The organism is Kitasatospora viridis (assembly GCF_007829815.1).
GTDB lineage: Bacteria > Actinomycetota > Actinomycetes > Streptomycetales > Streptomycetaceae > Kitasatospora > Kitasatospora viridis.
Genome location: NZ_VIWT01000001.1, coordinates 4,441,596 through 4,463,045 on the forward strand (window position 1 = coordinate 4,441,596; position 21,450 = coordinate 4,463,045).

At 72.9% G+C, this 21,450-nt stretch carries 19 protein-coding genes; 11 read left to right on the forward strand and 8 right to left on the reverse strand.

Annotated elements, in window-relative coordinates; genetic code table 11:
- Positions 1-28: 28 nt before the first annotated feature.
- Complete coding sequence (locus FHX73_RS19985; protein ID WP_145906294.1) at positions 29-625, forward strand: GNAT family N-acetyltransferase; 597 nt, start codon at positions 29-31, stop codon at positions 623-625.
- A gap of 53 nt (positions 626-678) precedes the next feature.
- On the opposite strand, the gene FHX73_RS44795 is transcribed toward FHX73_RS19985, so the two are convergent.
- The 3 genes from FHX73_RS44795 to FHX73_RS19995 all read right to left on the reverse strand — a co-directional run bounded on the left by FHX73_RS44795 (position 679) and on the right by FHX73_RS19995 (position 3,750).
- On the reverse strand, positions 679-816 hold the full coding sequence (locus FHX73_RS44795) for a hypothetical protein (RefSeq protein WP_170304974.1): 138 nt from the start codon (positions 814-816) through the stop codon (positions 679-681).
- Positions 817-962: 146 nt separating this feature from the next.
- Positions 963-3,086 (reverse strand): RICIN domain-containing protein, encoded by a 2,124-nt coding sequence (locus FHX73_RS19990; RefSeq protein WP_145906295.1) that lies wholly within the window; start codon positions 3,084-3,086, stop codon positions 963-965.
- A gap of 259 nt (positions 3,087-3,345) precedes the next feature.
- Positions 3,346-3,750, reverse strand: coding sequence for a winged helix-turn-helix transcriptional regulator (locus tag FHX73_RS19995; protein WP_145906296.1), 405 nt, complete (start codon positions 3,748-3,750; stop codon positions 3,346-3,348).
- Between the two features lie 135 nt (positions 3,751-3,885).
- Between FHX73_RS19995 and FHX73_RS20000 the strand changes: the two genes are divergently transcribed.
- Positions 3,886-4,725 carry an SDR family oxidoreductase gene (locus tag FHX73_RS20000; RefSeq protein WP_145906297.1) on the forward strand — a complete coding sequence of 280 codons (840 nt, stop codon included), beginning with the start codon at positions 3,886-3,888 and terminating at the stop codon, positions 4,723-4,725.
- A gap of 167 nt (positions 4,726-4,892) precedes the next feature.
- Positions 4,893-6,641 carry an arginine--tRNA ligase gene (gene argS / locus FHX73_RS20005; RefSeq protein WP_425461404.1) on the forward strand — a complete coding sequence of 583 codons (1,749 nt, stop codon included), beginning with the start codon at positions 4,893-4,895 and terminating at the stop codon, positions 6,639-6,641.
- A 158-nt stretch (positions 6,642-6,799) separates the two neighbouring features.
- Here argS and FHX73_RS20010 read toward each other — a convergent pair whose 3' ends face one another.
- Positions 6,800-8,161: an MFS transporter gene (locus FHX73_RS20010; RefSeq protein WP_145906298.1), complete on the reverse strand. Its 1,362-nt coding sequence runs from the start codon at positions 8,159-8,161 to the stop codon at positions 6,800-6,802.
- Between the two features lie 94 nt (positions 8,162-8,255).
- Here FHX73_RS20010 and FHX73_RS20015 point away from each other — a divergent pair, with 94 nt between their 5' ends.
- Together FHX73_RS20015 and FHX73_RS20020 are read left to right on the forward strand one after the other, a co-directional pair.
- Positions 8,256-9,176 (forward strand): LysR family transcriptional regulator, encoded by a 921-nt coding sequence (locus FHX73_RS20015; protein WP_145906299.1) that lies wholly within the window; start codon positions 8,256-8,258, stop codon positions 9,174-9,176.
- A gap of 107 nt (positions 9,177-9,283) precedes the next feature.
- A complete protein-coding gene (locus tag FHX73_RS20020; RefSeq protein WP_145906300.1) occupies positions 9,284-9,694 on the forward strand; it encodes a RidA family protein in 411 nt (136 codons plus the stop codon).
- Positions 9,695-9,835: 141 nt separating this feature from the next.
- Here FHX73_RS20020 and FHX73_RS20025 read toward each other — a convergent pair whose 3' ends face one another.
- Together FHX73_RS20025 and FHX73_RS20030 are read right to left on the reverse strand one after the other, a co-directional pair.
- Positions 9,836-10,234 (reverse strand): hypothetical protein, encoded by a 399-nt coding sequence (locus FHX73_RS20025; RefSeq protein WP_211786224.1) that lies wholly within the window; start codon positions 10,232-10,234, stop codon positions 9,836-9,838.
- Positions 10,235-10,318: 84 nt separating this feature from the next.
- Positions 10,319-10,726: a hypothetical protein gene (locus tag FHX73_RS20030; RefSeq protein WP_145906301.1), complete on the reverse strand. Its 408-nt coding sequence runs from the start codon at positions 10,724-10,726 to the stop codon at positions 10,319-10,321.
- 190 nt (positions 10,727-10,916) lie between these two features.
- Here FHX73_RS20030 and FHX73_RS20035 point away from each other — a divergent pair, with 190 nt between their 5' ends.
- The 6 genes from FHX73_RS20035 (at position 10,917) to FHX73_RS20060 (ending at position 18,952) form a co-directional block, all read left to right on the forward strand.
- Positions 10,917-12,227 carry a sensor histidine kinase gene (locus tag FHX73_RS20035; protein WP_145906302.1) on the forward strand — a complete coding sequence of 437 codons (1,311 nt, stop codon included), beginning with the start codon at positions 10,917-10,919 and terminating at the stop codon, positions 12,225-12,227.
- Positions 12,215-12,859: a response regulator gene (locus FHX73_RS20040; protein WP_145906303.1), complete on the forward strand. Its 645-nt coding sequence runs from the start codon at positions 12,215-12,217 to the stop codon at positions 12,857-12,859. The genes FHX73_RS20035 and FHX73_RS20040 overlap by 13 nt, the downstream gene beginning before the upstream one ends.
- 3 nt (positions 12,860-12,862) lie before the next feature.
- A complete protein-coding gene (locus tag FHX73_RS20045; protein WP_145906304.1) occupies positions 12,863-13,639 on the forward strand; it encodes a DUF4097 family beta strand repeat-containing protein in 777 nt (258 codons plus the stop codon).
- Positions 13,640-13,845: 206 nt separating this feature from the next.
- Positions 13,846-15,009 carry a tRNA dihydrouridine synthase DusB gene (gene dusB, locus FHX73_RS20050; protein ID WP_145906305.1) on the forward strand — a complete coding sequence of 388 codons (1,164 nt, stop codon included), beginning with the start codon at positions 13,846-13,848 and terminating at the stop codon, positions 15,007-15,009.
- Positions 15,010-15,573: 564 nt separating this feature from the next.
- A complete protein-coding gene (gene ppdK, locus FHX73_RS20055) occupies positions 15,574-18,282 on the forward strand; it encodes a pyruvate, phosphate dikinase (RefSeq protein ID WP_145906306.1) in 2,709 nt (902 codons plus the stop codon).
- A 214-nt stretch (positions 18,283-18,496) separates the two neighbouring features.
- A complete protein-coding gene (locus tag FHX73_RS20060) occupies positions 18,497-18,952 on the forward strand; it encodes a guanyl-specific ribonuclease (RefSeq protein ID WP_145906307.1) in 456 nt (151 codons plus the stop codon).
- A gap of 24 nt (positions 18,953-18,976) precedes the next feature.
- Here the strand turns inward: FHX73_RS20060 and FHX73_RS20065 are convergent, their stop codons facing one another.
- Together FHX73_RS20065 and FHX73_RS20070 are read right to left on the reverse strand one after the other, a co-directional pair.
- Positions 18,977-19,975 (reverse strand): hypothetical protein, encoded by a 999-nt coding sequence (locus FHX73_RS20065; protein ID WP_145906308.1) that lies wholly within the window; start codon positions 19,973-19,975, stop codon positions 18,977-18,979.
- Positions 19,976-20,114: 139 nt separating this feature from the next.
- The gene (locus FHX73_RS20070; RefSeq protein ID WP_145906309.1) at positions 20,115-20,855 is read right to left on the reverse strand and encodes a GNAT family N-acetyltransferase; all 741 of its coding nucleotides are present in this window, start codon (positions 20,853-20,855) and stop codon (positions 20,115-20,117) included.
- Positions 20,856-21,450: the final 595 nt, after the last annotated feature.

The window sequence follows — 21,450 nt, forward strand, 5'->3', positions numbered from 1 at the left end:
TGCCGGTGCGGCTGCCGAGAATCGGGCCATGACTGCTCTCAGCGATTTCTCCGTCAAGCCGACGCTGGTAGGGGACTTGGTGGTGCTGCGGCCCTTCGCGGTCGACGAGGACGCCGAGGCGATCCGCGACTTCCTCACCGACCCCGAGACGGCCCGGTTCGCCAACGGCGAGGAGCAGAGCGGCCGTTCGCAGTGGACGGCGGAGCGGGAGCGGGTGATGCGGGAGTGGTACGGCACCCGCCACGAGCAGCCGGACCGGCTCGACCTCGCCGTGGTCGACCGGGCCACTGGGCGGTGCGTCGGGGAGGCGGTGCTCAACGAGTGGCAGCCGGCGCGGCAGAGCTGCAACTTCCGGATCATCCTGACGGCGGCGGGCCGCGACCGGGGCCTGGGTACGGAGGCCGTCCGCCTCACCGTGGGGTACGGCTTCGAGCGGCTCGGGCTGCACCGCGTCTCGCTCGGCGTCTACGCCCACAACTCCCGGGCCCGCCGCGCCTACGAGAAGGCCGGCTTCGTGCTGGAGGGCACCGAGCGCGAGGTGATCAGGGTGGGGGACGGCTGGGTGGACAACCACGTGATGGCGGTGCTGGACCGCGAGTGGGAGCGGCACCGCGGGCGGCCGTGAAACGGATCGCCCCGGACGGTCCGTCAGATCGTCCGGGGCGAGGGTGAAGCCGTTCAGCAGCAGAGGCCGGTGCCGCCGGCGATGTGGTCGACGTGGGTGGTGCTGCTGCCGCTGGTGGCCCAGGCGGCGCCGCCGAGGGTGAGGGCCAGTGCGCAGGTGGCGGTGGCGATGACGGTGACGAGGCGCTTCATGTGGTCCCCCGGATGATCGAATTCGGTTGTCGATCCGTAGTCAAACAGAACCCCATGACGGGAACAAGGCCCCGAGCGGCCGGAGGTGGGGGTCTCCGGTGGGCTCGGGGCCTTGCGCAGCAGCCGTACTGATCAGGGGTCAGGGATCAGGACAGCGTGCTCCAGGCCTGTCCCGCCCCCGCAGGGTTGGCCTGGTCGGTGACCACGGCCGAGGTGGCCGTGGAGTTCGGGGCGTCCAGCACCAGGCCGGTGGCCACGTTGGTGAGGGTGAGGGCGCCGGTGGCGGTGTTCTGGGTGACGCGCCACTTCTGGGCGGCGTTGTTCGGGTCGAAGGCGTTGGTCACGGAGGCGGCGGCGCCCGCGGTGGCGGAGCCGGTCAGCGTGCCGTGCACCTGGGTGGCGGTGTTGCAGTTGTCGGTGATCCGCACCGTGCCGTCGGAGTTGGCGGCGAAGTTCCACTGCTCCGAGGTGTGGGTGTTCCAGTAGGTGTTGAGGTCCGTCGTCGCACCGTCGTTGGCGCTGCAGGTGCCGGACACCTCCAGGGCCTGGCCGCCGGTGCCGCCCGCGCTGATCGAGTGGTACTTGCCGTCACCGATCACGGCTGCGGGGGTGTTGGTGGCGGGGGTGGAGCCGGCGCTGATCCGGTAGAGCGCGGTGCCGTGGGCCGGGATCCAACTGCCGCCGATGGTACCGGTGGTGGTGCCGGTGCTGCCGCTCCAGATCTCCTTGTAGGAGTAGCTGGAGCCGGTCAGGCCGAGCTGGCTGAGCGTCACGCTCGGCATCGCCCAGTTGCTCGGGTCCTGGTTGACCAGCGCGACCGCGAGGTCGCCGTTGGCCAGCTGGCGCTTGAGGATCACCGGTGCGGTGGAGGAGGCCGGCGCGCCGCCGACCAGGGTGGCCGGCTTGGCCAGCGAGTCCTGGTCGATGGCGATCATGTCGGAGTTCTTCAGGATGGCCAGCGAGGAGGCGCCGATGCCGGTGGACCAGGTGGCGCCGTTGGAGGTCTGCTGCGAGTCGGCGGCGGCGCGCAGGTCGGCGCCGGAGATCAGCGGTGCGGCCATCATCGACAGGATCGAGGTCTCGGTGCGCGACTCGTCGTCGGTGAACGGCTTGTGGCAGGTGCAGGTGTCGGTGACCCCGTACTCGCCGTAGGGGTCGTTCCAGCCGGCGAACATCATGTCCATGTCGTTCCAGCTGCCCGGGTGCACGTTGCCGGGGTACTGCAGCGCGGTCTGCAGCGAGCCGTTGTAGAGCACGCCGTTGAGGTCGCTGTTGCGGTCGCCGCCGATCCGGCAGAGGTTGGCCACCTCGCCGCACCAGACGCCGGTGGGGGCGTAACCGGGGGCCTGGAACTGCGGGGTGCCGGCGGCGACGACCAGCGGGTCGGTGCGGGCCGGGTCGTTGGCGTTCTCCAGGTAGGGGATGCCGGTGTGCACGGGCTGCGCGGAGACCGAGAGGGTGACCTTCGGCTTGCCCTGCGCGGCCGAGGCCGCGTCGAGCGCCTTCTGGAAGGCCTGCACCCGCGCGAACATGGACTCGGTGAGCTCCTTGCCCTCGCCCTGGGTGCCATAGTTGTGGCCGTCCGAGCCGTTGATGGCCGGACCGTACGGGCAGTCGTCGTACTTGACGAAGTCGACGCCCCAGGAGACGAAGTCGCTCGCGTCGGTGCTCTCGTGGCCCAGGCTGCCGGGGTGGCCCTGGCAGGTGGTGTAGGTGTCGGTGCTGTAGAGCCCGAACTTCATGCCCTTGCTGTGCGCGTACCAGGCCAGGTACTGGATCCCGTTCAGGGACTGGCCGTTGACGGTCTGGGCCGGGAAGTTGGCGTTGGGCACCAGGTGGCCGCTGGTCGGGTCGTTGCCGGTGCCGTCGGTGCCGAGCACCGGGTTGCCGTTGTTGTCGTACAGCTGCATCGCGCCGTACGCGTTCTTCACCACGTCGGTGGTCTGGCCGTCGCGGTGGTTCAGCGACCAGCCGTCGTCGATGGTGACGGTGTTGTAGCCGGCCTGCACCAGGCCGTTGGCCGACATGAAGTCGATGGTCTGCTTGACCTGCTGCTCGGTGACGTTGGTGCCGAGCGAGTTCCAGGAGTTCCAACCCATCGGCGGGGTGAGGGCGTTGCCGTTCGCCAGGGCGGCGGCGGGGGTCGCGGCGCCGAGCACGGCGGCGGCGCTCAGGCCGGAGCCGGCGAGCGCGATGGCGAGCAGCGCGCTGGGCAGGGTGCGGGCGGTGCGGCGGGAGGGCGACTGGCGCGACGCTGAGCGCAGGCGCATGGGGGCTCCATGGGGTGAATGCGGGTGGGGGAAGCGCTCTCTGGGGTGAGAGCCTGTGCAGATACGGTGGGTGGCTGGCGAAACTGTTGAATATGTGACATGGCACGCCTGAGCGAGTGGGGTTTCGCTCAGATTCCAACAGAAACAAACGGAGGTTAACGGACTCGTCGACGGAGCCTCAAGGGTCCGGCGGTCACGTTTTGCGCTCGCTCCAGGGCGTGACGGATCGCCACTGCGCGTGCTCGAACCATCGGTTCGGTCAGTGGCCGGGCTCCGCGTCGTACGCCTCGCGGGCCTCGGTGACCCGGGGCAGGTTGTCGTTGGACCAGTCGACGAGGTGGGCGAAGAGCGGCGCGAGGCTGCGGCCGAGGTCGCTGATCCGGTACTCGACCCGCGGCGGCACCTCGGCGTGGTAGGTGCGCACCACCAGTCCGTCGCGCTCCAGTTGGCGCAGGCGCTGGGTGAGCACCTTCGGGGTGATGGTGCCGATCAGGCGCTGCAGTTCGACGAAGCGCAGCATGCCGTACTGGTTCAGTGCCCACAGGATCGGCGTGGTCCAGCGGCTGAACACGATGTCCGCGATCGGACTGATCGGGCAGGCCTGCGTCGGGTCCGGGGTCGGGCCCGGGGTCGGGTCTTGGGTCGCGCCGTCGATCGGCTCCATGGCGGCCCTCGCTCCCCTCCGGCATAGCCACTTTCCTCTAGGTACCTACTATACCGGCGGTGTTAGCGTCCTCGTGTCGAACCGGAACGGGCCTCGAACGGCCCGTCAACATACTTGTGGAACACGGGAGTTGACATGATTGTGGTGACCGGTGCAACCGGGAACGTCGGCCGTCCGCTGGTCGAGGCGCTGGCCGCCGCGGGAGAGCCGGTGACCGCCGTCTCCCGCTCCGTGCCGCAGTGGCTGCCGGAGGGCGTGCGGCACGTGCGGGTCGACCTGACCGACCCGGAGAGCCTGCGGCCCGCCGTCGAGGGCGCGGACGCGCTCTTCCTGCACGACGCCGGGGCGGCGCACCAGATGCCGGTGCCGGAACTGCTCGACGTGGCCAAGGCGGGCGGGGTGCGCCGGGTGGTGCAGCTCTCCAGCCTGGGCGTTCTGACCCGGCCCGACTCGCCCGCGCACGGCACGGTGATGGGCGGCGCCGAGCGGGCGGTGCGCGAGTCGGGGCTGGACTGGACGGTGCTGCGGCCGGGTGCGTTCACCTCCAACGCCTACGGCTGGGCCGAGTCGGTCCGCACCGGCCGCACCGTGTACGCCCCGTTCGCCGGGACCGGCCTGCCGCTGGTGGACCCGACCGACATCGCCGAGGTGGCCGCGCTGCTCCTGCGCACCAGTGAACACCTCGGCCAGGCCTTCCAGTTGACCGGTCCGCAGCTCCGCTCGCCGCGGGACTGCGCCGAGGTGTTCGGGGAACTCCTGGGCGAGAAGGTCGAGTTGGTCGAGCTGACGGCCGAGCAGGCGCGGGGGCACCTGGTCGCCATGATGCCCGAGGCGGTGGCCGACGCCACGCTCGGCATCCTGGGCGCCCCGACGCCGGAGGAGCTGCGGATCACCGGGGACATCGAGCAGCTGCTCGGCCGTCCGGCGCGCAGCTTCGGCGACTGGGCGGCGCGCAACCTGGCGGCCTTCCGCTGACGTCGAGGCGGTGGTGGGACGGTAGTGACCGGCGGTGACCGGCGGAAATTCGCTCGGCCGCGGCCGGGATGACCGCCTAGGCTGCGGCGAAACCGGTCGGCCCGCGCCCGCGCGCCGGCCCTTCGCGCACTCGCCTTGAGGCGCCCCGACCGAGAGTGGTGGCCACGTTGACCGAGGTCCTTGCCGTGAACAGCCTTGCGGAGCACGCGATGACGGCCGCCATGGCCCGCGTGCTGCCGCGCGAGCTGGCCGGGCGGGACCCGCTGGTCCGACCCTCCGAGCACGCCGACTTCCAGTCCAACGCGGCGATGGCGCTGGCCGGCCCCGCCGGGCTCGCCTCCCGGGAGCTGGCCGAGCGGCTGCGGCAACTGCTGGCGGAGGAAACGGCGTTCACCGTGTCCGTCGCCGGTCCCGGGTTCCTCAACCTCACCGTGCCGGACGCCCTGCTCTGGGGGCAGGTCGAGCAGCGGCTGGCCGACCCGCGGCTCGGCGCCGGCCTGCCGCTGGCCGGCAGTCGGGTGGTGGTCGACTACTCCGGGCCGAACATCGCCAAGGAGATGCACGTCGGCCACCTGCGGTCCAACGTGATCGGCGACGCGCTGGCCCGGTCGCTGAGCTTCCTCGGCGCCGACGTGATCCGGCAGAACCACCTCGGCGACTGGGGAACCCAGTTCGGCATGCTGATCCAGTACCTGACCGAGCATCCGGAGCACCCCTGGCGGGACGGCGCGGCCGGGACGCGGATCTCGCTGCTGGACGCGCTCTACAAGACCTCGCGGCAGGCCTTCGAGGCCGACCCGGAGTTCGCCGAGCGGAGCCGGCGGCGGGTGGTCGCGCTGCAGGGCGGCGACCCGGCGACGGTGGCCGTCTGGCAGGAGCTGGTCGAGGTCTCCGGCGAGGCCTTCCAGCAGCTCTACGACCGGCTCGGCCTGCTGATCACCCCGCAGGACACCGACAGCGAGTCCAGCTACAACGAGGAACTGCCGGGTCTTGCCGAGGAGTTGATCGAGGCCGGGATCGCGGTGGAGAGCGCGGGCGCGCTCTGCGTCTTCTTCGAGGACATCCTCGGCCCCGAGGGCGCCCCGGTGCCGCTGATCGTCCGGAAGCAGGACGGCGGCTTCGGCTACCAGGCCAGCGACCTGGCCACGCTGCGGCACCGGGTCCGGGACCTCGGCGCCGACCGGATCCTCTACGTGGTGGACGCCCGGCAGGCGCTGCACTTCAAGATGGTCTTCGCGGCCGCCCGGCGGGCCGGCTGGCTGCCGGCCGGGGTGGAGGCGAAGCACGTGCCGTTCGGCACCGTGATGGGTCCGGGCGGCAAGCCGTTCAAGACCCGGTCCGGCGGCACCGTGCGACTGGCCGGCCTGCTGGACTCGGCGGTCGACGGGGTGCGGGCGGTGATGGCGGAGAAGTCGCACGAGCTCTCCGGGGCGGAACTGGAGCGGGTGGCGGAGGCGGCCGGGATCGGCGCGGTCAAGTACGCCGACCTGTCCACCTCGTGGGCCCGGAACTACGTCTTCGACATCGACCAGATGGTCTCGCTGAACGGCGACACCGGCGTCTACCTGCTGTACGCCCACGCCCGGGTGCGGTCGATCCTGGCCAAGGCGGGGGAGGCGTCGGTCGTGGTGGACCGGTCGCTGCCGCTGCACCCGGCCGAGCGGGCGCTGGTGCTGCTGCTCGACGGGTTCGAGGGCACGGTGCGGGAGGTCGCCCGGGAGCTGGAACCGCACCGGCTCTGCGGCTACCTCTTCGCGCTGGCGAAGGCGTTCACCGAGTTCTACGGCGCCTGCCCGGTGCTCAAGGCGCCCACCCCGGGGCTGCGGGGCAACCGGCTGGCGCTCTGCGAGCTGACCGCCGCGACGCTGGCCCGGGGGCTCGACCTGCTCGGGCTGGAGGCACCGGAGCGGATCTGACGGAGCGGATCTGACGGGGTGGAGTCTGACGGGGCGACATCTGACGGGGCGGATCCGAGCGGATCTGACGGACTGGATCCGACGGGTTGTCTCTGACGGACCGGCAGCACGGGGCCCGGTCGCCGGCACTTCGCCGGCGGCCGGGCCCGCTCGTGTCATCAGGCGCGCCGGCGGGTGGCCCGCTCCACGGTGAACACGGCGGCGACCCCGACCAGCAGGACCACGGCGCCCGCCGCGGAGAGGGTGCCGGTGGTGCCGAGCACGGCCACCCCGAGGGCGGAGCCGGCCTGGCGGATGCCGTTCAGCGCGCCCTGGCCGGTGGCGGCCAGCTCGGTGGGGGCGGCGACGGCCATCTCGGCCGAGGCGCCCGGGATGGAGAGGGTGCCGGTGCCGGCCAGCGCCAGCTCGGCGACGATCAGCAGGGCCAGCGGCGGGTGGTGACCGGTGGCGGCGAGCAGCAGCAGGCCTGCCAGCACACTGGCCGTCATCCCGGCCAGCAGCACGGGGCGGGCGCCGCGCCGGGCGACCAGGCGGCCGGTGAAGAACGGCATCACGCAGACCGGCAGGGTCAGCGGGAGCGAGGCCAGGCCGGCGTCGAGCGGGGAGAGCCGGTAGGCGTGCTGCAGCCAGAGGTCGAGCAGGTAGAGGCAGCCGTAGAAGGAGAAGCAGGCGACGGCGGCGGCGACCAGCGCGGCCCGCACCCGGGGCAGGGCGAGCAGCGAGGGCGGCAGCACCGGGGAGGCCACCCGGCGTTCGACGACCACCAGGGCGGCGAAGGCCAGCACGGCCAGCGCCAGCGGCGCCAGGGTCTGCGGGGCGGTCCAGCCGGCCACGCCCGCCTCGACCAGGCCGAAGGTGAGCGCGCCCAGGGCGCCGGTGGAGAGCAGCATGCCGGGGCGGTCCAGCGGGCGGGCCGCCGCGCGGGGCGGTACGGGCAGCCGGCGGGCCAGGGCCAGGGCGGCGAGCGCGATCGGCGGGGCGACCAGGAAGACCAGCCGCCAACCGCCCAGCTCGACCAGGAAGCCGCCGAGCACCGGGCCGGCCGCCGCGCCCAGGCCGCTGACCGCGGTCCAGGCGCCGACCGCCCAGGTGCGGCGGGCCGGGTCGGGGTTCATGGCGATCAGCAGGCCGAGCGAGGCGGGCACCAGGCCGGCGCCCGCGGCGCCGAGCAGGGCCCGGCCGAGGATCAGCGAGTCGATCCCGGGTGCGGCGGCGCAGAGCGCGGAGAGCACGGCGAAGGCGGCGAGCGAGGCGCGGTAGACCCGGCGCGGGCCCCAGCGGTCGGCCAGCGCGCCGGCCGCCAGCAACAGACCGGCGAAGAGCACGGTGTAGGCGTCCACCGCCCAGGGCACCGCCGCGGCGGCGGGGTGCAGGGTGCGCTGGAGGTCGGGCAGGGCGACGTTCAGGATCGAGGTGTCCAGCAGGACGAGAAGGTTCCCGGCCGCGATCCCCGCGAAGGCGAGGCGGGACCGGGCTGCTGAAGGGGCGTCAGCACGCGGGAGAAGGGTGGCGGTGGTCATGGCAGTACCCTCGTCCCGCCCCGGGAGTCCGGGCGACGCCGGAAGTCCGATGGCCCCATCGGAGAATCCGATGGAGCGTCAGTATGATTCTCATATGGACACCCGATATCTGCGCGCCTTCGTTGCCGTCGCCGACCAGGGTGGGATCTCGGCCGCCGCACAGTGGCTCGGCTACGCCCAATCCAGCGTGAGCGCCCAACTGAAGCGGCTGGAGGCGGAGGTCGGCTCGGCGGTGCTGGTCCGCGCCGGCACCGGGGCGGTGCTCACCGAGGCGGGGGAGCGACTGCTGCCCTTCGCCCGGGAGGCGCTCAGCCTGGACGATCGGATGCGGCGGGCGGTGCTCGGCGAGCGGGTCAAGCTGCGGATCGGGGCTCAGGAGTCACTGGCGCACGTCTGGCTGCCGGACGTGCTGGCGGCCCTGGAGTACGGCGCGGCCGGGCCGGGCACCGCCGCCGAGGTGGAGCTGAGCGTGGGCAGCCGGCCCCGGCTCAACCAGCTCTTCGCCGCCGGCGAGCTGGACCTGGTCTTCCAGTACGACGCCGGGCGGCCGCTGATCGGACCGCACCGGGTGGTCGGCCACGACCGCACGGTGCTGGCCGCGGGCGCCGGCCACCCGCTGGCCCGCGCCGGAACGGTGACGGTGGACCAGCTGCTCGGGCACGAGTTCCTGGTCGCCGAGCCCGGCTGCACCTCGGAGATGCTCTTCGACCGCTTCGGCCGGGACCTGCTGATCGACGCCCAGGTGGCCATGGTGACCGGCTCGCTGGCCGCGCTGCTCCGGCTCGCCGTGCACGGCCGCGGGGTCACTCTGCTGCCGGAGCTCGCGGTGGCCCGCGAACTGGAGACCGGCGAGCTGGTCGAGCTGCGACTGACCGAGCAGGTCCGCCCGGTCAGCATCGTCGCCCAGTGGCACCCGAGGCTCGGGCTGGCCGAGGTCCCGCTGCGCGCCCTGCTCGACCTGGCCCACCGGGCCGATCCGCTCCCCGAGGCCAGCCAGCGGGCGCTGGTCTCCTGACGGGGCACCGGGGTCGGCGCGGTCCCGGTGAGCCGGGGCGGTCCGCTCGCCGGGTGCACCGGAAAAGGCCGCGCGTCCGCGAGGTCGAGCCACCAGACTCGGTTTCCATGACATCCCACATCACCCGACTCAACCCGCCACAGCTCCACCCGACCCCCGGCTACCACCACATCACCGTCGTCTCGGCGGGCCGCACCGCCCACCTGGCGGGGCAGTGCCCGCTCGACCTCACCGGGACGCTGGTGGGGCCCGGTGACCTGGAGGCCCAGATCGACCAGGTGGTCGCCAACGCCCTCACCGCGCTGGCCGCGGTGGGCGCCGGACCCGAGCACGTGGTCCGCTCGGTGATCTACGTGGTCACCGCCGACCAGCCGGTGCTGGCCGGCGCCTGGCAGCGGCTGACCGACTCCGCGATCGGTCCGGCCTTCGGCACCGCGAGCACCCTGCTCGGGGTGGCCCAACTCGGCTACACCGGCCAGCTCGTCGAGCTGGACCTCACTGCGGCGCTTCCCGACTGACCGTCCGTCACCTATTACCGCCCGTTTACTCGTCACTCGTCACTCGCACCCGGGCCGACCTGCCGCGACCGTCCTCCCCGTCGGCAGGCCGACCGGTACGGTCACCGCCAGTCAGGCGCCGACAGGCCGGGCGACGACGGGTCAGGCCGCCAGTGCCAGGACCGGCCGGACCGGCAGCAGGGCCCTGACCGGCCGGCTGCGGTGCAGCACGAGCACGGCACAGAGCGCGGCCAGCGGGAGCTCCGCGCCGAGCGCCATCGCCAGGGCCGTCCAGAGGTCGCTCCCGGTGGTGGCCGAGCCGAGGTCGAAGCCCGCGTCGGAGACCAGCAGCAGGGCTGCCAGCGCGGCGCAGACCCGGTGCCACTGCCCGTCACGGCGCAGCAGCGCCGCCGTGCCGACCAGGCTGGCCGCCTCCGCCAGGTCCAGCAGCACCCAACCGGTAGCGTCCCGCAGGGTCAGGGCCAGCACCACCATCCAGGGCAGCAGCGCCATGCCCGCGCCGCCGAGCAGCCGCACCTGCCACCGCTTCGAATCCCGCATCGCCCTGCCCCCTCGTCCCGTCGACCCGTCAGATCCCGTGCTCAGCACCCCGCCTCGCCCCGCCCCCGCCGTGCTCCGCGCCGCTCAGACCAGCCGGGCCGGCCTCAGCCGCTCCACCACTCCGTCCGCCCGCCGGGCCAGCACCGCGGCGGCCGGCGCCGTCGTCCAGGCCAGCCAGAAGCCGCCCGGCAGCTCGACCAGCTCGGCCGGCTCCCACTGCGCCCGCACCCTGGCCTGGGCGAAGGCCACCTGGGGCGCCGGCCCGTCGGCCGGGACGCGGCCCCAGGCGAAGCCGGCGGCCCGGGTCCGCCGGGCCCCGCGCAACACGTCCGGGCTGAGCGTGCTGGCGACCAGCACGTCGATCAGCTCGCCCGCCTCGTACACCTCCAGCGCCCGGCGGCCCGCCCGGCCGACCGTCTGGCGCACCGACCACGGGCCGCCGATCGGGCCGGCCGGCATCGCCGGCTGCTGGCGCTCCTGCACCGTGTCCATCCCCACCACCTCATGAACCCGTTGGAAGGAGCCGGCTGCGGCCGGATCCCCTGACGCCAACAAGACTGCCGGTCGCCGGAGCCGGTGTCTGTGGTCCTCGGGCCCGTCTTCAGGGTGTACCTAGGTACACCCCCACTTCGGGACCCCGCACCCATGTGCGGCCCCCAGCTGGCGCTTTAAGCTGAATGCCATGATCAGCACCAGCCGACTGCGAGAGCGGCTCCGCCGCGGCGCGGCGCACCCCAGCGTGGCCTGGGTGCGCGCGAAGGGGGAGGAGCAGACCGCTCCCAGCCCCCGTCCGCCCGCGCCGTGGTCCGTCGCCGCGCTGGGCGAGCTGCTGCTGGTCGCCGCGGGAGTGCCCTTCCTACTGCCGCTGATCCTGGTGGTGACGACGAGTCAGGCCTGGTGCTTCGTCACCGCCCTGCTGGTGCTCTTCGTCTCCCGGCTCACCAGGGCCCAGCGCGGCCGGTTCCAGGCGCTCGGCGGCCTGGTCGTCCCGGAGCTCCGCTCGCCGGCCGAGCCCGGCAGCTCGCCGCCGGTCCGGCTGCTCGCCTGGGCCAGGGCCGGGTCCACCTACCGTCAGCTGGGCTACCACCTGGTGGTCGGCCCGGTGCTGGCCCTGGTCGGCGCGGTCGCCCTGCTCGGCACCGGTGCCGGGGCGGTGCTGAGCACGGTGATCGGCTGGGCCTGGCTGATGCCGCGCGGCACCCCGGTGCGCGGCGGCCACGGCTTCCCGGCCGTGGCCGCGTTCACCCTGATCGGCATGGGCCTGCTGGTCGCCGCGCCCTGGCTGGCGGTGCGGGTGGCCCGGGTCGACCGGCGGGCGGCCCGCGCCCTGCTCGGCCCCAGCCGGGCCGTCGAGCTCCAGCAGCGGGTGGCGGTGCTGGCCGAGAGCCGGGCCGGCGTGGTGGACGCGGCCGATGCCGAGCGCCGCCGGATCGAGCGCGACCTGCACGACGGCGCCCAGCAGCGCCTGGTCTCGCTCGCGATGAACCTGGGCCTGGCCCGCCGCACCCTGAAGGACGTGCCCCCCGATGCCATGCAGGTGATCGTCGACGCGCACGAGGAGGCCCAGGCCGCCATCGCCGAGCTGCGCGACCTGGTGCGCGGCCTCCACCCGGTGGTGCTGGAGGACCGCGGGCTGGACGCGGCGCTCTCCGGGATCGCCGCCCGGGCCCCGCTGCCGGTCCGCCTCACGGTCAGCCTGGAGCGGCGGATGGCACCCACGGTGGAGGCGGTCGCCTACTTCGTGGTCTCCGAGGCGCTGGCCAACGTGGCCAAGCACGCCCGCGCCTCCCGGGCCGACCTGACGGTCCGCCAGCTCGACCGGACCCTGCACATCACCATCAGCGACGACGGGGTCGGCGGTGCCGACCCCGGCAAGGGCACCGGTCTGATCGGGCTGCGCAAGCGCGCCGCCTCGGTCGACGGGACCCTGGCCATCACCAGCCCCGTCGGGGGCCCGACCACCATCACTGTGGAGTTGCCGTGCGAGCTGTGATCGCCGAGGACTCGGTCCTGCTGCGAGTGGGCCTGGTCAAGGTGCTGGAGGCGGTGGGCTACGAGGTGGTCGCCGCGGTCGGCGACTCCGCCGCGCTGCTCACGGCCGTCGAGGAGCACCAGCCCCAGGTCGTGGTGACGGACGTGCGGATGCCGCCCGGCTTCACCGACGAGGGAGTCCGGGCCGCCCTGCTGATCCGCCGGCAGTGGCCCGAGGTCGCGGTGCTGCTGCTCTCCCAGTACGTGGAGGAGCGGTACGCCGCCGACCTGCTCTCCTCGAACACCAGCGGGGTCGGCTACCTGCTCAAGGAGCGGGTGGCCAACGTCGACGACTTCGTGGACGCGCTGCAACGCGTCGCCTCCGGCGGCACCGCGCTCGACCCCGAGGTGGTGGCCCAGCTCCTGGTGCGTCGGCACCGCGATCCGCTGGAGCGGCTCACCCCGCGCGAGCGCGACGTGCTGGGGCTGATGGCCCAGGGCCACTCCAACACCGCGATCGCCGAATCCCTGGTGGTCAGCGACAGCGCGGTGGCCAAGCACATCAGCAGCATCTTCACCAAGCTGGAGCTGCCCGCGGCCGATGCCACCCACCGCCGGGTGCTCGCCGTGCTGCGCTACCTCGGGGAGGGCTGAGCCGTGACCGCGGCCTACCGCCGCTGGCGGGCGGTCGGCGTCGTGGCCGCCGTGCTGCTGACGCTGACCGGCGCCGGCCAGACGTGGCGTGCCCTGGCCCAGCAGGACCGGTCCGACGGCTACCGGTACCCGCAGATCACCGCGCTCGACCTCGACCTGCAGAACGCCAGCACCCAGGTCACCCCGTCCGTCAGCGGCGAGGTCGAGGTCAGCCAGAGCACCCACTGGACGGTCAGCCAGCCGGTGGTCAAGCGGGAGGTCGTCGACGGCAGGCTGAAGATCAGCGTGCGCTGCCCGGAGGTCTTCCCGATCGGCGCGCCCAACTGCCGCACCAATCTGACCATCGGCGTCCCGGCGGACACCAAGGTGTCGGTGCGCGGCAGCAGCGCGGACACCGCCATCACCGGCCTGACCGGCGAGCTGAACCTGCACGCGACCTCCGGCACCTTCGCGCTCTCGGACGACACCGGCCGGGTGACGGCCCAGGTGACCAGTGGCTCGGTGACCGGCCGGGGCCTGTCCTCCTCGCAGGTCCAGGCCCAGGTGACCTCCGGCTCGGTCAACCTCACCTTCATCTCCGCGCCCGAGGTGGTCGCGCTCTCGGCGGGCTCCGGCTCGGTCCGGGCGCTCTTCCCGCAGGGCACCACCTACCGGGTCGCCGTCAGCACCGGCTCCGGCGGCAGCACCGTCGACCGCCAGCTGCAGGACCCGGCCTCCCAGCGCTCGGTCACCGCCACCGCCGATTCCGGCTCGGTCACCCTCAAGTACGCCGACAACTGACCCGCCGCCCGCCCCGGCCGCCCCGCCCGGCCCCACCTGAACGCACCCGAGCCTCACCCCGCCCCACCCGAGCGCACCAGAGCGCACCCGAGCCCCGCCCCACCCCACCCGAGCCCCACCAGCATCACCGCAGCTCAGGGCGGGTCCGCCGATTGGGGGACAATGGAGAGTCCCGTCCACCCCCTTCCGTCGAGGATCAGCCGCGCATGACGACCACGCCCGCCCCTGCCGCCCCCGTCGCGGCGCCGCTGTCGATCGGCCCGCTCCAGGTCTGGCCGCCGGTGGTGCTGGCACCCATGGCCGGTATCACCAACGCCCCGTTCCGCACCCTCTGCCGCGAGCAGTCCGGCGGCAAGGGCCTGTTCGTCAGCGAGATGATCACCACCCGGGCACTGGTCGAGCGCAACGCCAAGACCATGCAGCTGATCAAGTTCGACCCGACCGAGCAGCCCCGCTCGATCCAGCTCTACGGGGTGGACCCGGCCACCGTCGGCAAGGCCGCCCGGATGATCGCCGAGGAGGACCTGGCCGACCACATCGACCTGAACTTCGGCTGCCCGGTCCCCAAGGTCACCCGCAAGGGCGGCGGCTCGGCCCTCCCCTACAAGCGCAACCTGTTGCGCGAGCTGCTCCGCGAGGCGGTGGCCGGCGCCGGCGGCCTGCCGGTGACGATGAAGATGCGCAAGGGCATCGACGACGACCACCTCACCTACCTGGACGCCGGCCGGATCGGCGCCGAGGAGGGCGTGTCCGCGATCGCCCTGCACGGCCGCACCGCCGCCCAGCACTACGGCGGCCAGGCCGACTGGTCGGCGATCGCCCGGCTGCGCGAGGCCGTGCCGTCGCACGTCCCGGTGCTGGGCAACGGCGACATCTGGTCCGCCCCGGACGCGATCCGGATGATCGAGGAGACCGGCTGCGACGGCGTGGTGGTCGGCCGCGGCTGCCTGGGCCGGCCCTGGCTCTTCAAGGACCTGGTCGCCGTCTTCGAGGGCGTCACCGATCCGGTCCGGCCGAGCTTCGCCGAGGTGGCGGCCACCATGCGGCGCCACGCCGAACTGCTCGGCCACTGGCTGAACGACGAGCAGCGCGGCGTGGTGGACTTCCGCAAGCACGTCGCCTGGTACACCAAGGGCTTCTCCGTCGGCGGCCAGCTGCGGGTCAAGCTGGCCACTGCGAGCTCGCTCGCGGAGCTGGCCGAACTGCTCGCCGAGGTGGACCAGGAGCAGCGCTGGCCGGACTCCGCCGACGGTCCGCGCGGGCGCACCAGCGGCAACGGACGGGTGGTCCTGCCGGAGGGCTGGTTGGACGATCCGTACGACTGCGCCATTCCGTCCGTTGAGGCCGAATCGGACAGCTCCGGCGGCTGAGTTGTACGCCGAGTAGAAGTTGGCCCTGAAAGCCGACAGGACGGCTCGGCCCAGCCCACTTGGCCAATCTGGCCAAGTGGGCTCCTTTTTGGCAGGCGATGGTGACTCTGTGCGCGTGAAACGGCGCGTTGAGCGACGAAGTGACGAGTTTTGATACGTACGATGAGCGAGTCGGATCCGTGACTCTGGCCACACGAATCCACGCCTGACGGTGGGTCAGAGTCGTCGATGGCGCCATCATGTCCAAATCGCTTTCCGAACGGGCGCCGCGGCGGATCGGGCCGACTGGCTGCAGGAAATCAAGCCGGGGAAACACGGCGGTCCCACGGCCGCTACCCTCTGTCCGCCCATCGTGATCTTCGTGTATCCATGCCTTCAAGACTTGAACGATCGCTAGCGTCACCCGGACGATTTCAGCAACAAAGGTGAACGCCTTCACAAGCATTTGATCTCGGGGGTAACGCGGGGCTCCGAGGATCGGACGGCCTATCGACGGCGCGAAACCGCCTTCGAAATGGGTATGTTCTCCGGCGTCAGGGCAACCCCGTGCGAGGAGACCGACCCGTGGCGGCGACGCAGAAGTTTGTTTACTCCTTCACCGAAGGAAACAAGGACCTCAAGGACCTGCTGGGCGGCAAGGGAGCCAACCTCGCCGAGATGACCAACCTCGGCCTCCCCGTCCCCCCCGGGTTCACCCTCACCACCGAGGCCTGCAAGGTCTTCCTGGAGACCGGCGCCGAGCCGGACTCGCTGCACCAGGAGGTCAGCGAGCACCTGGCCCGCCTCGAAGAGCAGATGGGCAAGAAGCTCGGCCAGTCCGACAACCCGCTGCTGGTCTCGGTCCGCTCCGGTGCCAAGTTCTCCATGCCCGGCATGATGGACACCGTCCTGAACATCGGCCTGTCCGACGTCTCGGTCACGGGCCTGGCCGCCCAGTCCGGCAACGAGCGGTTCGCCTGGGACTCCTACCGCCGCCTGGTCCAGATGTTCGGCAAGACCGTGCTGGGCGTGGACGGCGAGCTGTTCGAGGAGGCCCTGGACGAGGCCAAGCACGCCAAGGGCAGCACCAACGACCTGGACCTGGGCGCCGAGGACCTGAAGGCGCTGGTCGAGACCTTCAAGACCATCGTGCTGAAGGAGACCGGCCGGGAGTTCCCGCAGGACCCGCGCCAGCAGATGGACCTGGCCATCCACGCCGTCTTCCACTCCTGGAACGGCGACCGGGCCCGGCTCTACCGCCGCCAGGAGCGCATCCCGAACGACCTGGGCACCGCGGTCAACATCTGCACCATGGTCTTCGGCAACCTCGGCGAGGACTCCGGCACCGGCGTCGCCTTCACCCGCGACCCCTCCACCGGCGCCCCCGGCGTCTACGGCGACTACCTCTCCAACGCCCAGGGCGAGGACGTGGTGGCCGGCATCCGCAACACCCTGCAGCTCGCCGAGCTGGAGCAGTTGGACAAGAAGTCCTACGACGAGCTCATGGCGATCATGCACAAGCTCGAACTGCACTACCGCGACCTGTGCGACATCGAGTTCACCATCGAGCGCGGCAAGCTCTGGATGCTGCAGACCCGGATCGGCAAGCGCACCGCCGCGGCCGCCTTCCGGATCGCCGTCCAGCTGGTGGACCAGGGCCTGATCGACCTGGACGAGGCGCTGCACCGGGTCACCGGCGGCCAGCTGGCCCAGCTGATGTTCCCGCGGTTCGCCCCCGAGTCCACCTCCAAGCAGATCGGCCGCGGCCTGGCCGCCTCGCCGGGCGCCGCGATCGGCAAGGTGGTCTTCGACTCCTACACCGCCGTCAAGTGGTCCCGCTCCGGCGAGAAGGTCATCCTGGTCCGCCGCGAGACCAACCCGGACGACCTGGACGGCATGATCGCCGCCGAGGGCATCCTCACCTCGCGCGGCGGCAAGACCTCGCACGCCGCCGTGGTCGCCCGCGGCATGGGCAAGACCTGTGTCTGCGGCGCCGAGGAGCTTGAGGTCGACACCAAGCGCCGCAAGATGATCACCGCCGACGGCCTGGTCATCGAGGAGGGCGAGGTCGTCTCGATCGACGGCGGCACCGGCAAGGTCTACCTCGGCGAGGTACCCGTGCTGCCCTCCCCGGTGGTCGAGTACTTCGAGGGCACCCTGCACGCCGGCGCCGACGTCCAGGGCGGCCTGGTCCAGGCCGTGCACCGGATCATGTCGCACGCCGACGGCCGCCGCCGGCTCGCGGTCCGCGCCAACGCCGACAACGCCGACGACGCGAACCGCGCCCGCCGCTACGGCGCCCAGGGCATCGGCCTGTGCCGCACCGAGCACATGTTCCTCGGCGAGGAGCGCCGCAAGGAGGTCGAGCACCTGATCCTGGCGGACAACGACAAGGACCGCGAGCAGGCGCTCTCCACTCTGCTGCCGCTGCAGAAGGGCGACTTCATCGAGCTCTTCCAGTCGATGGACGGCCTGCCGGTCACCGTCCGGCTGCTCGACCCGCCGCTGCACGAGTTCCTGCCCGACATCACCGAGCTCTCGGTCCGGGTCGCGCTGGCCGAGGCCCGCAAGGACCCGAACGAGAACGACCTGCGCCTGCTTCAGGCCGTGCACAAGCTGCACGAGCAGAACCCGATGCTGGGTCTGCGCGGCGTCCGCCTCGGCCTGGTCATCCCCGGCCTGTTCGGCATGCAGGTCCGGGCGATCGCCGAGGCCGCGGCCGAGCGCAAGCTGGCCGGCGGCGACCCGCGCCCCGAGGTGATGATCCCGCTGGTCGGCACCGTCCAGGAGCTGGAGATCGTCCGCGAGGAGTGTGAGCGGGTTCTCGCCGAGGTGGCGGTTTCCACCGGTGTCCAGCTGGACATCAAGCTCGGTACGATGATCGAACTTCCGCGGGCGGCCGTGACGGCCGGTCAGATCGCCGAGGCGGCCGAGTTCTTCTCCTTCGGGACGAACGACCTCACCCAGACGGTCTGGGGCTTCTCCCGGGACGACGTGGAGGCCTCGTTCTTCACCGCCTACCTGGAGAAGGGCATCTTCGGAGTGTCGCCGTTCGAGACGATCGACCGGGACGGCGTCGGTTCGCTGGTGAAGCACGCCGTCAAGGAGGGCCGGGCCACCCGCCCGGACCTGAAGCTCGGCGTCTGCGGCGAGCACGGCGGTGACCCGGACTCGGTGCACTTCTTCCACGAGGCGGGCCTGGACTACGTCTCCTGCTCGCCGTTCCGGATCCCGGTGGCGCGGCTGGAGGCCGGTCGCGCGGCCATCGAGACCGCGGGCAGCGACTCGCGCTGACCCGCATCCCCCTCCGTTGGGGAGGGGCGTCCGTCGGTGCTCGGCGCAGGAGAACCGCCGGACGTAAAGCGGCCGGGTGTGGTGGCCAATGACGTCCACCGCACCCGGCCGCTGCCGTGTCCGGGCCCGTCCGGCCCGGGGGTGACTGCTCCGTCCGGGTGATCGCGGCGGCCCGTCGGCCGGCCGGCCGGGAGCGCCCGGCAAGCTGGAGGCCATGACCAACCGCCTGCGTCCGATCGTCGTCGCCGTCGTGCTCGCCGTGGCCGTCGCGCTCGCCGCCGCCTACGCGATGGGGCGTCACCAGCCCGCCGCCCGCCCGGCCGTGGGCGCCACCGCCGTCACCAGCACCCGCGCCGCCGCGGGCCCGAGCCCGAAGCCGGGCCCGGGCCAGGGCGGGGTCTGCCGGACCAGGCTGCCCAGCCAGGCCCAGGACACCATCGCGCTGATCGCCAAGGGCGGTCCGTTCCCGTACCGCAGCGACGGGATCGTCTTCGACAACCGCGAGGGCCGGCTCCCCAAGCAGCCCGGCGCCTACTACCACGAGTACACCGTGGTCACCCCGGGCGCGGGCGACCGCGGAGCCCGCCGGATCGTCACCGGCGGCGCGGGCGAGGAGTACTGGACCCAGGACCACTACGCGAGCTTCCAACTGGTCGACCCGCGCTGCTGACGGCGGGGCACTACTGACGGCGGGTCAGCGGGCCTTGGTCCAGGTGATCCGGTGGTACGGGCCGTGCGGGCCGGTGGCCAGCAGGGTGCGCAGCTCGCGGATGATCGGGCCGGCGTCCGAGCGCAGCTGGTGCGGGGTGGCCCGGACCACCGGAAGCCGGGCCGCCTGCAGCCGGTTGCCCCGGGTCAGCGTGCGCTCGTAGTCGGCCGGGCGCAGGTGCCAGGCCCGCGAGTCGATCTCCAGCGCCACGCAGGACTGCGGCCAGAACGCGTCCGGCACCGCGAGGAAGCGTCCGTCCAGCATCAGCACCGGGTTCCACAGCGGCTCCGGCATCCCGGCCCGCCGCAGCACCTCGCGCGCCTCGCCCTCGGCCACCGAGTAGACCCCGCAGGTGAGCTCGTCCGCGACGTGCTGCACGTGCGGCAGGGTGGCGGAGGAGGGCGGCCCGCCGAGCAGCCGGGCCAGCAGGTCGGCCCGCTCGCAGTGCCGGCCCTGCACCGCCTCCGCGCACAGTGCCCGGAACTGCCGGCTGCCGGAGACGAACGGCGCCGCGTCGGCCAGCGCCCGGGCCACCCCGACGCTCCACAGCCCGTCGTCCCGCTCGAAGCCCGGCGGCATCCCGTTCGGCCGGCTGGGCGCCCGGTGCACCCGGACGAAGTCCCGGCTGGCCACCCGCCGCCCGGCCGGGATCAGCACGTCCACCACCTCGACGTCCGACGGGTGCCCGGCGCTGGGCAGCCCGGCGTCCGCCAGCACGGCCACCCCGGTCAGCAGCACCGAGCCGGGTCTGGGCCGCTCGCCCTTGGGCGCCGCGTAACCGAGCGCCGCCCGCAGGCGCTGGTGCGGGGTCAGCCGCCCGCTCTGCAGGCAGATCACCCTGGGCAGCACCCGCTGCCAGGGCCCGCCGGGGCGCAGCCGGTGGGCGATCGTGCCGGACGGCACGCCGTGCTCGATCAGCTGAGCCCTGGTCAGGATGTGCTGGTGGTCGGCGCCGAGCACCCGGACGGTCTCGAGGGCGGTCATCACAGTCATGGCGGGGTGTTGCCCACCTGGACCGTGGGTATGCGAAAGATCCCCCGCACGGGGTCACCCGCCCTCGGTGTTGACCCCGCCTCAGACCGACGCCGCCTCGGACCGACCCCGGGTCGGGCCAGGAGTCGGGTCAGGCCAGGATGAGCGGCTGGCCCGGTCTGACGCACTCCTCGTCGCGTTCCCGCCCCATCCCCGGCCCGAGCCGCTCCGGCGCGCTCGGCGAGGTGGCGGCGGCGATCCGCAGCTCGATGATGTCCCGCACGGCCGGCCACTCCTCGGCCAGGATCGAGTAGAACGCGGTGCTGCGCACCACCCCGTCCAGCCCCCGGCTGTGCGCCCGGCGGACCCCCTCGGGGGTGGCGCCGAGCCGCTCGATCGCGGCCCGCGAGCGCAGGTTGCGCGCGTCGGCCCGCATCGAGATCCGCTGCACCCCCCAGACCTCGAAGGCGTGCCGGAGCATCAGCAGCTTGGCCTCGGTGTTGATGCCGGTGCCCTGGGCGTGCCGGGAGAGCCAGGTGCGGCCGATCTCGGCGGCGTCCGGCACGGCGGTGGCCGGGTCGCCCAGCGGGCCGGCCGGCAGCGGTGGCCAGACCACCGGGCCCTGCCAGTAGTCCAGTTCCAGGAACCGGGTGGAGCCGACCACCAGGCCGTCGGAGGCCCGGACGGTGGCGAAGGCCAGCGAGCGGCCGGCGGCCTGGTCGGCCCGCGCGGTGGCGATGAAGTCGAGCGCGCCGTCCAGGCCCTGCGGGACGGCGGTGTAGCCGAAGCTCGATCGGTCCTCGGCAGCCGCCCCGGCCAGGGCTTCGGCGTGCTGCTCGGTGAGGGGCTCCAGCCGAACGGTGCGGCCGGTGAGGGTGACAGGTGCTGGCACGGGACCTTCGATCCTTCGGCAGTCGGAGGGCCCTCGCGCCCAGGGGTTCCGGGCGGTTGGGGTGGTCAGTCGCCCCGTCCGGTGGGTCCGCTCCACCCGGGTACGCCGGAGCCTCGGCGGTACGTCGGGGGGCAGCGGCCCTCGGGCGGGCAGCGCGGTGCCGGAGCGGGCACGGTTCGCATGGACCGGTCCGGCGGGGAGGTGCGGGGGGACAGAGTGCGTCCGCGAGATGGCCGAGAGGGGAACGAGTGCGCGAAGGGAAGCAGGCGGCCAGGTGAAGGCAAGGTGAGGTTCTGGGGCTGACCGTACACGTTCGGGACGGCGTCCTACGGCGTGACTGACGACGTGGCGACGGCGCGACGGTGCGGGGCAGCGAGAGGACGATACCTGCCCCGGGCCCCTGCGTCACTTCGCGGCGCGCCAACCGGGGAGGGGAACCTTTCGGCAGGTCCGCCGGGGGGTGCTGAAACGTTTCAAGCACCCGCTCCGACCTGCGCTCATCACCGATGGTGACGGCCCGGTGATCGGCGCTCGTCCGGGGCGGGGGGCGGTGGCGGGAATGTCGGCGCGGTGCGGCACGCTGGTGTCCATGACC

Excerpts from the sequence above, each read along its gene's own strand:
- FHX73_RS20030 (WP_145906301.1), bottom strand. The coding sequence starts at position 10,726 with ATGGACACGGTGCAGGAGCGCCAGCAGCCGGCGATGCCGGCCGGCCCG.
- FHX73_RS20010 (WP_145906298.1), bottom strand. The coding sequence starts at position 8,161 with ATGACCACCGCCACCCTTCTCCCGCGTGCTGACGCCCCTTCAGCAGCC.
- FHX73_RS20065 (WP_145906308.1), bottom strand. The coding sequence starts at position 19,975 with ATGACCGCCCTCGAGACCGTCCGGGTGCTCGGCGCCGACCACCAGCAC.
- FHX73_RS20015 (WP_145906299.1), top strand. The coding sequence starts at position 8,256 with ATGGACACCCGATATCTGCGCGCCTTCGTTGCCGTCGCCGACCAGGGT.
- FHX73_RS20020 (WP_145906300.1), top strand. The coding sequence starts at position 9,284 with ATGACATCCCACATCACCCGACTCAACCCGCCACAGCTCCACCCGACC.
- FHX73_RS20035 (WP_145906302.1), top strand. The coding sequence starts at position 10,917 with ATGATCAGCACCAGCCGACTGCGAGAGCGGCTCCGCCGCGGCGCGGCG.
- FHX73_RS44795 (WP_170304974.1), bottom strand. The coding sequence starts at position 816 with ATGAAGCGCCTCGTCACCGTCATCGCCACCGCCACCTGCGCACTGGCC.
- FHX73_RS19995 (WP_145906296.1), bottom strand. The coding sequence starts at position 3,750 with ATGGAGCCGATCGACGGCGCGACCCAAGACCCGACCCCGGGCCCGACC.
- dusB (WP_145906305.1), top strand. The coding sequence starts at position 13,846 with ATGACGACCACGCCCGCCCCTGCCGCCCCCGTCGCGGCGCCGCTGTCG.
- FHX73_RS20025 (WP_211786224.1), bottom strand. The coding sequence starts at position 10,234 with ATGCGGGATTCGAAGCGGTGGCAGGTGCGGCTGCTCGGCGGCGCGGGC.
- FHX73_RS20060 (WP_145906307.1), top strand. The coding sequence starts at position 18,497 with ATGACCAACCGCCTGCGTCCGATCGTCGTCGCCGTCGTGCTCGCCGTG.
- FHX73_RS20000 (WP_145906297.1), top strand. The coding sequence starts at position 3,886 with ATGATTGTGGTGACCGGTGCAACCGGGAACGTCGGCCGTCCGCTGGTC.
- FHX73_RS19990 (WP_145906295.1), bottom strand. The coding sequence starts at position 3,086 with ATGCGCCTGCGCTCAGCGTCGCGCCAGTCGCCCTCCCGCCGCACCGCC.
- FHX73_RS19985 (WP_145906294.1), top strand. The coding sequence starts at position 29 with ATGACTGCTCTCAGCGATTTCTCCGTCAAGCCGACGCTGGTAGGGGAC.